The 11,135-nt window shown below is 55.7% G+C and carries 12 protein-coding genes; all 12 read left to right on the top strand.

Annotated features, from left to right (window positions below):
• Positions 1–291 precede the first annotated feature (291 nt).
• The 12 genes from acuI to fis all read left to right on the top strand — a co-directional run bounded on the left by acuI (position 292) and on the right by fis (position 10,984).
• Positions 292–1,269, top strand: a complete 978-nt coding sequence (acuI, locus tag QZQ97_RS18370) for an acrylyl-CoA reductase (NADPH) (RefSeq protein ID WP_311994621.1) — start codon at positions 292–294, stop codon at positions 1,267–1,269.
• A 250-nt stretch (positions 1,270–1,519) separates the two neighbouring features.
• Positions 1,520–2,521, top strand: coding sequence for a protein-methionine-sulfoxide reductase catalytic subunit MsrP (gene msrP, locus QZQ97_RS18365; protein ID WP_311994620.1), 1,002 nt, complete (start codon positions 1,520–1,522; stop codon positions 2,519–2,521).
• Complete coding sequence (msrQ, locus tag QZQ97_RS18360) at positions 2,522–3,121, top strand: protein-methionine-sulfoxide reductase heme-binding subunit MsrQ (protein WP_311994619.1); 600 nt, start codon at positions 2,522–2,524, stop codon at positions 3,119–3,121. It abuts the gene before it with no gap.
• A 241-nt stretch (positions 3,122–3,362) separates the two neighbouring features.
• A complete protein-coding gene (gene aroQ, locus QZQ97_RS18355) occupies positions 3,363–3,815 on the top strand; it encodes a type II 3-dehydroquinate dehydratase (protein WP_004948665.1) in 453 nt (150 codons plus the stop codon).
• A gap of 32 nt (positions 3,816–3,847) precedes the next feature.
• Positions 3,848–4,315, top strand: a complete 468-nt coding sequence (gene accB, locus QZQ97_RS18350; protein WP_311994618.1) for an acetyl-CoA carboxylase biotin carboxyl carrier protein — start codon at positions 3,848–3,850, stop codon at positions 4,313–4,315.
• A 10-nt stretch (positions 4,316–4,325) separates the two neighbouring features.
• A complete protein-coding gene (gene accC, locus QZQ97_RS18345) occupies positions 4,326–5,675 on the top strand; it encodes an acetyl-CoA carboxylase biotin carboxylase subunit (protein ID WP_212557157.1) in 1,350 nt (449 codons plus the stop codon).
• Positions 5,676–5,828: 153 nt separating this feature from the next.
• Positions 5,829–6,071: a YhdT family protein gene (locus tag QZQ97_RS18340; RefSeq protein WP_013814717.1), complete on the top strand. Its 243-nt coding sequence runs from the start codon at positions 5,829–5,831 to the stop codon at positions 6,069–6,071.
• Positions 6,061–7,506 (top strand): sodium/pantothenate symporter, encoded by a 1,446-nt coding sequence (panF, locus tag QZQ97_RS18335; protein ID WP_311994617.1) that lies wholly within the window; start codon positions 6,061–6,063, stop codon positions 7,504–7,506. The genes QZQ97_RS18340 and panF overlap by 11 nt, the downstream gene beginning before the upstream one ends.
• An 11-nt stretch (positions 7,507–7,517) precedes the next feature.
• Complete coding sequence (gene prmA / locus QZQ97_RS18330; protein ID WP_311994616.1) at positions 7,518–8,399, top strand: 50S ribosomal protein L11 methyltransferase; 882 nt, start codon at positions 7,518–7,520, stop codon at positions 8,397–8,399.
• Positions 8,400–8,583: 184 nt separating this feature from the next.
• Positions 8,584–9,318 carry a carbonic anhydrase gene (locus QZQ97_RS18325; RefSeq protein ID WP_311994615.1) on the top strand — a complete coding sequence of 245 codons (735 nt, stop codon included), beginning with the start codon at positions 8,584–8,586 and terminating at the stop codon, positions 9,316–9,318.
• A 382-nt stretch (positions 9,319–9,700) separates the two neighbouring features.
• A complete protein-coding gene (dusB, locus tag QZQ97_RS18320) occupies positions 9,701–10,666 on the top strand; it encodes a tRNA dihydrouridine synthase DusB (protein ID WP_037416196.1) in 966 nt (321 codons plus the stop codon).
• Positions 10,667–10,687: 21 nt separating this feature from the next.
• Positions 10,688–10,984 carry a DNA-binding transcriptional regulator Fis gene (gene fis / locus QZQ97_RS18315; RefSeq protein ID WP_000462905.1) on the top strand — a complete coding sequence of 99 codons (297 nt, stop codon included), beginning with the start codon at positions 10,688–10,690 and terminating at the stop codon, positions 10,982–10,984.
• The last annotated feature ends 151 nt before the right edge of the window (positions 10,985–11,135 follow it).

Here is an 11,135-nt window from a genome sequence, read left to right as displayed (position 1 = left end):
GTTATGGTTACGTAAATTTTCACCTTTGGAGGTATAAAGGCCCCTAATCCGCTCAAATGAATGCAACTCAATACCTTGATTTTTAATTAATAACTAACCTTTTGCTTCGCTCATTCCGCCAACGTAAAGCAGCAAACCATGCCGATCAACCTATCAAGCATAGCCAACGAAGAAAACCTTAAAACGTCATTATTTGTCCTTTATCAGGACATAAATTTCTTATTATGCATATAGTCAAATAAATCTGATTCAGCCATCTATGGCAAAAATGAAAACGCGAGGAAGAGTGACATGCGCGCACTGTTATTGGAACAACAAGACGATCAAACTCTGGCTCACATCAAAGACATCAGCAGCGATCAACTGCCCGATGGCGATGTGACGATCGACGTCAACTGGTCCAGCCTTAACTATAAAGATGCACTGGCGATCACCGGCAAAGGCAAGATCATCCGCCAATTCCCTATGGTACCCGGCATCGACTTCGCCGGCACGGTACGTGACAGCAGAGACCCGCGCTTTAAGGAAGGCCAGAGCGTGGTGCTCACCGGCTGGGGCGTCGGCGAAAATCACTGGGGCGGCCTGGCAGAGCAGGCGCGGGTATCCGGAGAATGGCTGGTGCCGCTGCCGCATGGGTTGGATGAACGCAAAGCGATGATCCTCGGCACTGCGGGGTTTACCGCCATGTTATGCGTGATGGCGCTGGAAGAAGGCGGCGTACGACCGGATGACGGCGACATTCTGGTGACCGGCGCCAGCGGCGGCGTTGGCAGCGCAGCGATCGCCATTCTGACGGCGTTGGGCTATCACGTGACCGCGATCAGCGGCCGCGAAAGCAACACCGACTACCTGAAAGCGCTGGGGGCCAAAGAGGTGCTGTCGCGCAGCGGTTATCTGGAGGCGCCGCGTCCGCTGGAGAAACAGCTGTGGGCCGGCGCGGTTGATACCGTTGGCGACACCTTGCTGGCGCGAGTACTGGCGCAGATGAACTATAACGGCGTCGTCGCCGCCTGCGGACTGGCCGGTGGTTACCACCTGCCAACCACGGTGATGCCGTTTATTCTGCGCAACGTGCGCCTACAGGGAGTGGACTCGGTGCATACCCCGCTGCACCGCCGCCAAACCGCCTGGGAACGCCTGGCCGGTATTCTGCCGGACAGCTTCTACCAGCAGGCCACGCAGGAAATTACGCTGGAACAGGCGCCGGCCACTGCCGCGGCGCTACTGGATAACCGGGTCACCGGCCGCACGCTGGTGAAAATCCGCTAAATCTGCTCGCCCCCTGGCAACGGGGGGAAACCCGCTCTACGAAATTTCATATTTTCCTGCCACCTCTCGCATAAGCCCTGCTTTCACGCCATGCTTACATCTATATACCTCAGAGCGTTGCAGGGGCACAGCATGCTGCGCCCGCGTTAATCGGGGGCGAATATGTTCGCCCACTCCGGTCAGTCTGACCGGAGCCGATTTGAACACCCTATTTTGCAAGGCGACGGGTAAAAATGCGGAGAAAAACACCATGAGCAAATTCCCTAAACTGACCGAGGCCGATGTCACGCCCGAGAGCGTATTTCATCAGCGGCGCAAAGTGCTGCAGGCGTTGGGCATCACCGCCGCGTCGCTGGCCCTGCCGCTCAACGCGCAGGCCGATGTGCTGTCATGGTTCAAAGGTAACGATCGGCCCAAAGCCCCGGCCGGCAAGCCGCTGGAATTCAGCAAGCCGGCCGCCTGGCAGGCGCAACTGGCCATGACACCCGAAGACAAGGTTTCCGGTTACAACAATTTCTACGAATTCGGCCTCGATAAGGCCGATCCCGCCGCCAATGCCGGGGGATTGAAAACCGAAGGCTGGAAGGTACGCATCGACGGTGAAGTCGCCAAACCGATCACGCTGGATATCGATGATTTGATCAAACGCTTCCCATTGGAACAGCGCATCTACCGCATGCGCTGCGTAGAAGCTTGGTCGATGGTCGTACCCTGGATTGGTTTTGAGCTGGGTAAACTCATTAAACTTGCAGAGCCAAACAGCAATGCACGCTACGTTGCCTTCCAGACGCTGTACGATCCGGAACAGATGCCTGGCCAAAAGGACCGCTTTATCGGCGGTGGCCTGAAGTATCCGTATGTCGAAGGGCTGCGCCTGGATGAAGCCATGAACCCGCTGGCGCTGCTGACCGTTGGCGTGTACGGCAAAACGCTGCCGCCGCAAAATGGCGCGCCGCTGCGGCTAATCACCCCATGGAAATACGGTTTCAAAGGCATTAAATCAATTGTGCATATCCGCCTGGTGCGCGATCAACCGCCGACGACCTGGAATGAATCTGCGCCAAACGAATACGGTTTCTACGCCAACGTGAACCCACACGTCGATCATCCGCGCTGGTCGCAAGCCACCGAACGTTTTATCGGTTCCGGCGGCATTCTGGATGTCAAACGCCAGCCGACGCTGCTGTTTAACGGCTATGCCGATCAGGTTGCGTCGCTGTATCGCGGGATGGACCTGCGGGAGAATTTCTAAGTGCGTTTAACTCCGCTTCACATCAAAGGGATCAAGATCGCCATTTATCTGGCGGCATTCCTGCCGTTTCTCTGGCTGCTGCTGGCAGTGGATCAGGGCTGGTTCAGCGCCGATCCGGCCAAGGATATTCAGCATTTTACCGGCAGAATGACGCTGAAACTGCTGCTGGCGACCTTGATGATTGCCCCGCTGGCGCGCTATGCCCGCCAACCGCTGCTGATCCGCTGCCGCCGCCTGGTGGGGTTGTGGTGCTTTGCCTGGGGCACGCTGCATCTGATAAGCTATTCGACGCTCGAATTGGGGCTGAGCAATATCGGCCTACTGGGGCGAGAACTGGTGACCCGCCCTTATCTGACGCTAGGCATTATCAGTTGGCTGATTTTGCTCGCGCTGGCCGCCACCTCTACGCTATGGGCAATGCGCAAACTGGGCGCCAAATGGCAGACGTTGCATAACTTCGTCTATCTGGCGGCGATATTGGCACCGATTCACTACCTGTGGTCGGTAAAAACCTTTTCGCCACAACCTTTCATTTACGCCCTGTTGGCTATACTGCTGCTGGCGCTGCGATACAAAAAATTCCGCAATTGGTGGCGTTAAAGAGCGGAACTTTTCTGTGTTCTACCCCTCATAATGCGATAACGCCATCGTCAGTATGCCGATTTGGGGTTGAATATCTTCGCTGATAAGACCAGTATTTAGCTGCGAATTGCTACGATATCGTTATAATGCCCGACCTTGCTCCTGTTCACAGGGTGAATTTCCCCCTTAACAGGTGACAAATCGGTGACATCGGGTTATTTTCTACGATGATGGTTTTATTGCCGGAGATACCAGCACAATGGCAGACAAGTCTCACATTTTGCTTTTGAACGGCCCCAATCTGAATCTGCTGGGGACGCGCGAGCCGGAGAAGTACGGCAGCACGACGCTGACAGAGATAGTTAACGGATTGGAAAACCAGGCATCCGCGCTGGATATCACCCTGAGCCATCTGCAATCCAACGCCGAGTATCAACTTATCGATCGCATACATCAGGCACGCGGCAACACGGATTTTATTCTGATCAACCCTGCCGCGTTCACGCATACCAGCGTGGCGCTGCGTGATGCATTGCTGGCGGTGCAGATCCCGTTTATCGAGATCCACCTCTCCAATGTGCACGCCCGCGAGCCTTTCCGCCATCATTCCTACCTCTCCGATGTAGCGGTAGGCGTGATTTGCGGCCTCGGCGCGGATGGCTACACATTTGCTTTACAGGCAGCGGTTAACCGTCTGTCAAAAACCCACTAATTGCTACGCAAAAAGAGTACGGAATCACACTCATGGATATTCGTAAAATCAAGAAACTGATCGAACTGGTTGAAGAATCAGGCATTTCTGAACTGGAAATCTCTGAAGGCGAAGAGTCGGTTCGCATCAGCCGTGCCGCGCCGGTGCAGGCTTACCCAATGATGCCACAGGCCTATGCCATGCCGGCACAGCAGCAGCCGGCTCTGGCTAACGCCGTTGCCAGCGCGCCTGCAGCAGAAACCCCTGCGGCACCGGCGGCCATGAGTGGCCACATCGTCCGTTCCCCAATGGTCGGCACGTTCTACCGCACGCCAAGCCCGGATGCGAAAGCCTTCATCGAAGTCGGCCAGAAAGTGAATGCCGGCGACACTCTGTGCATCGTTGAAGCCATGAAAATGATGAACCAGATCGAAGCGGACAAATCCGGCGTTGTTAAAGCTATTCTGGTAGAAAACGGCCAACCGGTTGAATTTGACGAGCCACTGGTCGTCATCGAATAACGAGGCGAACATGCTTGATAAAATTGTTATCGCCAACCGCGGCGAGATCGCGCTTCGTATCCTGCGTGCTTGTAAAGAGCTGGGCATCAAAACCGTTGCCGTGCACTCCACAGCCGATCGCGATCTGAAACACGTACTGCTGGCTGACGAGACCGTCTGTATTGGTCCTGCGCCCTCAGTGAAAAGCTATTTGAACATCCCGGCAATCATCTCTGCGGCGGAAATTACCGGCGCAGTGGCGATCCACCCAGGCTACGGCTTCCTGTCCGAAAACGCCGACTTTGCCGAGCAGATCGAACGCTCCGGCTTTATTTTCATCGGCCCGAAAGCCGAAACCATCCGCCTGATGGGCGACAAGGTTTCTGCGATCAACGCCATGAAGAAAGCCGGCGTCCCTTGCGTCCCTGGCTCCGATGGCCCGCTGACCGACGACATGGATAAAAACCGTGCCTTCGCCAAGCGTATCGGCTACCCGGTGATCATCAAGGCATCCGGCGGCGGCGGCGGTCGTGGCATGCGCGTAGTACGCAGCGACAAAGATCTCGAGCAGTCCATTTCCATGACCAAAGCGGAAGCCAAAGCGGCTTTCAACAATGACATGGTTTACATGGAAAAATACCTGGAAAACCCACGTCATATCGAAATTCAGATTTTGGCGGACGGCCAGGGCAACGCCATCTATCTGGCCGAGCGCGACTGCTCCATGCAGCGCCGCCACCAGAAAGTGGTTGAAGAGGCTCCGGCACCGGGCATCACCAGCGAAATGCGCCGTTACATCGGCGAGCGCTGCTCGAAGGCCTGTGTGGAAATCGGTTATCGCGGTGCAGGCACCTTCGAGTTCCTGTATGAAAACGGCGAGTTCTATTTCATCGAAATGAACACCCGTATTCAGGTTGAACACCCGGTTACCGAAATGATCACCGGCGTGGATCTGATCAAAGAGCAGTTGCGCATCGCTGCCGGTCAACCGCTGTCGATCAAACAAGACGAAGTGAAGGTTCACGGCCACGCGGTGGAATGCCGTATCAACGCCGAAGACCCTAACACCTTCCTGCCGAGCCCGGGCAAGATCACCCGTTTCCATGCACCAGGCGGTTTCGGCGTGCGTTGGGAATCTCATATTTACGCTGGTTATACCGTACCGCCGTACTATGATTCCATGATCGGCAAACTGATCACTTACGGCGAAAACCGTGACGTGGCCATTGCCCGCATGAAGAATGCCCTGGCTGAACTGATCATCGATGGCATCAAAACCAACGTTGAACTGCAGCAAAAGATCATGAGCGACGAAAACTTCCAGCACGGTGGTACCAACATCCACTATCTGGAGAAGAAGCTGGGTCTGCAGGAAACCTAAGGCAGGCTGTTCGCATTGCCTGACAGAAGGCCGGTTAATCACCGGCCTTTTTCTTTTTCGTTTCAGGCCAGTAACGGCTTGGCAAAACGATAGCATGCCGTAGAATTCCCTACCTTTGATACATCCCTCACCCTAAACCTGTGGGAGACACTGATGGACAAACGCTTTATTCAGGCACATCGCGAAGCGCGCTGGGCGCTGTGGCTGACGCTGCTCTACCTGTTGGCCTGGTCGCTGGCGGCCTATCTGCCGGACAGCGATGCCGGCATCACCGGCCTGCCGCACTGGTTCGAAATGGCATGCCTGCTGGTACCGCTGCTGTTTATCGGCCTGTGCTGGCTGATGGTACGCGGCGTGTTCCGCGATATTTCGCTGGAGGATGGCGATGCAAACTGAAGTGATCCTGCCGTTGATCGCCTACCTGCTGCTGGTGTTCGGGCTGTCGGTGTATGCTTACAGCCGGCGTCAGAGTGGCAACTTCCTCAGCGAATATTTCCTCGGTAACCGGTCAATGGGCGGCTTCGTGCTGGCCATGACGCTGACCGCCACTTATATCAGCGCCAGTTCATTCATCGGTGGCCCCGGCGCCGCCTACAAATACGGCCTTGGCTGGGTGCTGCTGGCAATGATCCAACTGCCTGCGGTGTGGCTGTCGCTCGGGGTGCTGGGCAAAAAGTTCGCCATTCTGGCGCGCCGCTACAACGCCATCACTCTGAACGACATGCTGTACGGCCGTTATCAAAGCCGCCTGTTGGTATGGCTGGCCAGCCTCAGCCTGCTGGTGGCTTTCCTGGGTGCCATGACGGTGCAATTTATCGGTGGCGCGCGCCTGCTGGAAACCGCTGCCGGAATCCCTTACGACACCGGCCTGTTGATTTTCGGCATCAGCATCGCGCTGTATACCGCCTTTGGCGGCTTCCGCGCCAGCGTGCTGAATGACGCCATGCAAGGGCTGGTCATGCTGATCGGCACCGTGCTGCTGCTGGTTGCGGTGATCCACGCCGCCGGCGGCCTGCACAGCGCCGTGGACAAGTTGCAACAGATCGACCCGGCGTTGGTATCGCCGCAGGGCGGCGAGCAGATCCTCAGCCTGCCCTTTATGGCATCGTTCTGGATCCTGGTGTGCTTTGGCGTGATTGGCTTGCCGCATACCGCGGTGCGCTGCATCTCATACAAAGACAGCAAAGCGGTACATCGCGGCATTATCCTCGGTACCATGGTGGTGGCAGTGCTGATGTTCGGCATGCATCTGGCCGGCGCGTTGGGCCGCGCGGTGTTGCCGGACCTGAAGATCCCCGATCAGGTGATCCCGACGCTGATGATTACCGTGCTGCCGCCGTACGCCGCCGGCATTTTCCTGGCCGCACCGATGGCGGCAATCATGTCGACGATTAACGCCCAACTGCTGCAATCTTCCGCCACTATCGTCAAAGATCTCTATCTTGGCGTGCGCCCGCAGCAAATGCAGAACGAAAGGTTGATCAAGCGTTTCTCCAGCCTGACCACGTTGATCCTCGGCCTGCTGGTGCTGCTGGCGGCCTGGCGACCGCCGGAAATGATCATCTGGCTGAATCTGCTGGCGTTTGGCGGCCTGGAGGCGGTATTCCTGTGGCCGCTGGTGCTTGGGCTGTACTGGGAGCGCGCCAACGCGCAGGGAGCGCTTAGCTCAATGGTGACGGGTGCGGTATGCTATACGCTATTGGCCAGCTTCAATTTGCAGTTGGCGGGGTTGCACCCTATCGTGCCTTCGTTGTTGCTCAGCCTGCTGGCGTTTTATATCGGTAACGTCGTCGGCGAAAAGCGCCGGGTGGCGTCATCATTACCCTCTTAAAGAGAATAGCTATGCCTTGGATCCAACTAAAACTGAACACCACCGGCAGCCAGGCGGAAGACCTGAGCGACGCGCTGGTTGAAAGCGGCGCGGTATCCGTGACCTTCCAGGACACCCACGACAACCCGGTGTTCGAGCCGCTGCCGGGCGAAACCCTGCTGTGGGGCGATACCGATGTGATCGGGCTGTACGACGCGGAAACCGATATGGCCGAAGTGGTGGCGATACTGGAACAGCATCCGCTGCTGGGCACCGGTTTCCGCCACAAGATTGAACAACTGGAAGACAAGGACTGGGAACGCGAGTGGATGGACAACTTCCATCCGATGCGCTTTGGCGAGCGCCTGTGGATCTGCCCTAGCTGGCGCGACGTGCCCGATCCGAACGCGGTCAACGTGATGCTCGACCCGGGCCTGGCGTTTGGTACCGGCACCCACCCGACCACCGCGCTGTGCCTGCAGTGGCTGGATGGCCTCGATCTGACCGGTAAGACCATTATCGACTTCGGCTGCGGTTCCGGCATTCTGGCGATTGCCGCACTGAAGCTCGGTGCAGAGCGCGCTATCGGCATCGATATCGATCCCCAGGCCATTCAGGCCAGCCGCGACAATGCGCAGCGTAACGGCGTTTCAGAGCGTCTGGAACTGTATCTGCCGAAAGACCAGCCGGCAGACCTGCTGGCAGACGTGGTGGTCGCCAACATTTTGGCCGGCCCCTTGCGCGAACTGGCACCGCTGATCGGCTGCCTGCCGAAGTCCGGCGGCTACCTGGGCCTGTCCGGCGTGTTGGCCACTCAGGCGGCAAGCGTGGCGGAAGCCTATGAAGATAAATTCACGCTCGATCCGGTCGCAGAGCGCGAAGAATGGTGCCGCATCACCGGCCAGCGTAAATAATCACACCGTCCTTTCATGCAAGAATCCATCGGAAGTCCCCCCTTCCGGTGGATTTTTTTATTTCCCTCTAGCCTGACTGATTTATACATACTATTAGTAGGTGTATTCTCTCCCCCTGGCGTCAGCGCCCACAGAGGCGACGCTTCAGGCAAACCTCACACTGTCGTTTTTAAAGGGAGTTAACATGAAAGGTCACTTATTGATTGCTGCGCTTTTAGTCGGCAGCTTTTCGGTCACTGCGGCTGAGCAGGCACATTGGGGCTATGATGGCCAGGAAGATCCGGCGCACTGGGGCAAGCTCTCTCCAGACTTCTCGTTGTGCGAAACCGGTAAAAACCAGTCCCCGGTCAATATCAAGGGTGCCCTGAAAACCCACCACGGCCAACTGCAATTGGCGTTCCAGCCAGGCAAACAGCAAATCGTCAACAACGGTCACACCCTGCAGGTCAACGTCAGCGGCGGCAATACATTGGTGCTGGATAACAATGCCTTCACGCTGCAACAGTTCCACTTCCATGCCCCAAGCGAGAATGAAATTGACGGCAAACAGTTCCCGCTGGAGGCCCACTTTGTTTATAAGGACAAAGACGGCGCACTGGCGGTTCTGGCATTGATGTTCCAGCAAGGCAAAGCGAATGCGCAACTGGCGAGGGCCTGGCAACAGATACCGACCGCCGTCGATCAAACCGCTGTATTGAACACTCCGCTGGATATCAAAGCCCTGCTGCCCAAGCAGTTTAACTTCTATCGCTTCAGCGGTTCACTGACCACGCCACCCTGCTCCGAAGGGGTGAGCTGGATGGTGCTGGATAAACCGGTCAGCGCGTCGACCGAACAGATTGCTCAATTCAAGGGCATAGTCCGGCATGCGAACAACCGCCCGATACAGCCGCTGAATGGCCGGGTCATCGTCGACTAAGGCTATCAGCAGGTTACCGCCGGTTTTGGTCGCCGGCGGTGCACAAGCGCCTGTTTAGCCGCCCCCGCGCAAGGAAGTTCAGCGTAATTCAGCCTATTCTCAACGGAATACCCTGATAAACACCGTATATTGCTGCGGTTCTCCAGTGGAATCCGCACTGATTACAGATAAAATTCTGTTGTGTCGGGAATATTTCATTGCGCACAAAACAGCCAAATCAAGTCAACTCATTGTTAAATATATACAATATTTTTATGAATCTTGAAGCAGACCCTTTTCCTTGCCCGATAACGGCGAATTGGTCAAAGTTTGGCCTTTCATCTCAACGCAAAAATGCGTAATATACGCGCCCTTGCGGACACAGTATGGTTACTCTTTGTCTATGCGCATTGGACACCACCAGCTTACAAATTGCCTGATTGCGGCCCCTATGGCCGGCATTACAGATCGCCCGTTTAGAACCCTATGTCATGCAATGGGTGCTGGGATGGCTGTATCCGAAATGCTCTCCTCCAATCCGGAGGTGTGGCGGACGGATAAGTCGCGTCTGCGTATGGTACATAGCGATGAACCAGGGATCCGTTCCGTGCAGATTGCCGGATGCGATCCCGATGATATGGCCGCCGCGGCGCGGATTAACGTGGCCAGCGGTGCACAGATCATCGACATCAATATGGGATGCCCGGCCAAGAAAGTGAACCGGAAGCTTGCAGGGTCTGCGTTGCTGCAGTACCCGGATCTGGTTAAACAGATCCTCCACGCGGTGGTTAACGCAGTGGATGTGCCGGTAACGCTTAAGATTCGCACCGGCTGGGCGCCAGAACACCGTAACTGTGTAGAGATTGCCCAACTGGCCGAAGATTGTGGTATACAGGCCCTGACTATTCATGGCCGAACCCGTGCTTGCCTGTTCAACGGCAACGCGGAGTACGACAGCATTCGGGCAGTTAAGCAGAGTGTTTCCATTCCGATTATCGCGAATGGCGACATTACTGACCCGCATAAAGCCAGAGCAGTGCTCGACTACACCGGGGCCGATGCCCTGATGATAGGCCGTGCTGCTCAGGGGAGACCCTGGATCTTCCGGGAAATCCAGCATTATCTGGACACTGGGGAGTTGCTGCCACCTTTGCCGCTTGGCGAGGTTAAGCGCTTGTTGATAGGGCATATTCGGGAATTGCACGGCTTTTATGGCCAAGGCAAGGGATTCCGGATTGCTCGTAAGCACGTGTCCTGGTATCTCCAGGAACACGCCCCGAATGACCAGTTTCGGCGCACATTCAACGCCATAGAGGATGCCAGCGAACAGCTGGAGGCGTTGGAGGCATATTTCGAAAATCTTGCGTAACAAAAAAGAGCTGACAGAACTATGTTCGAACAACGCGTAAATTCTGACGTACTGACCGTTTCTACCGTGAACTCACAGGATCAAGTGACTCAAAAGCCTCTGCGTGACTCGGTTAAACAAGCACTGAAGAACTATTTTGCTCAACTGAATGGTCAGGACGTTAATGACTTGTATGAGCTGGTTTTGGCTGAAGTTGAACAGCCACTGTTGGACATGGTGATGCAATACACCCGTGGCAACCAAACCCGTGCTGCTCTGATGATGGGCATCAACCGTGGTACGCTGCGTAAGAAATTGAAAAAATACGGCATGAACTGATACTAGTCAGTTAACGTATTGAAAAAAGGCGCTTTTACCTCATTTGGTAAGCGCCTTTTTCTTTTTAGTTGGCACAATAGTTACACAAATTGTTTTGCTGTCTGGCATTAGCTTGCACATCTCTGTAATGGCCTCGATCACTCTCTAAACC

The sequence above is a fragment of the Serratia sp. root2 genome (assembly GCF_031931805.1).
GTDB classification, from domain to species: Bacteria; Pseudomonadota; Gammaproteobacteria; order Enterobacterales; family Enterobacteriaceae; genus Serratia; species Serratia inhibens.
This window is presented reverse-complemented; position numbering and strand designations above follow the sequence as displayed.

What these genes read in the sequence shown, in the direction of transcription:
- acuI (WP_311994621.1), top strand. Translation starts at nt 292, where the DNA reads ATGCGCGCACTGTTATTGGAACAACAAGACGATCAAACTCTGGCTCAC.
- msrP (WP_311994620.1), top strand. Translation starts at nt 1,520, where the DNA reads ATGAGCAAATTCCCTAAACTGACCGAGGCCGATGTCACGCCCGAGAGC.
- aroQ (WP_004948665.1), top strand. Translation starts at nt 3,363, where the DNA reads ATGGCAGACAAGTCTCACATTTTGCTTTTGAACGGCCCCAATCTGAAT.
- accB (WP_311994618.1), top strand. Translation starts at nt 3,848, where the DNA reads ATGGATATTCGTAAAATCAAGAAACTGATCGAACTGGTTGAAGAATCA.
- accC (WP_212557157.1), top strand. Translation starts at nt 4,326, where the DNA reads ATGCTTGATAAAATTGTTATCGCCAACCGCGGCGAGATCGCGCTTCGT.
- QZQ97_RS18340 (WP_013814717.1), top strand. Translation starts at nt 5,829, where the DNA reads ATGGACAAACGCTTTATTCAGGCACATCGCGAAGCGCGCTGGGCGCTG.
- panF (WP_311994617.1), top strand. Translation starts at nt 6,061, where the DNA reads ATGCAAACTGAAGTGATCCTGCCGTTGATCGCCTACCTGCTGCTGGTG.
- prmA (WP_311994616.1), top strand. Translation starts at nt 7,518, where the DNA reads ATGCCTTGGATCCAACTAAAACTGAACACCACCGGCAGCCAGGCGGAA.
- QZQ97_RS18325 (WP_311994615.1), top strand. Translation starts at nt 8,584, where the DNA reads ATGAAAGGTCACTTATTGATTGCTGCGCTTTTAGTCGGCAGCTTTTCG.
- dusB (WP_037416196.1), top strand. Translation starts at nt 9,701, where the DNA reads ATGCGCATTGGACACCACCAGCTTACAAATTGCCTGATTGCGGCCCCT.
- fis (WP_000462905.1), top strand. Translation starts at nt 10,688, where the DNA reads ATGTTCGAACAACGCGTAAATTCTGACGTACTGACCGTTTCTACCGTG.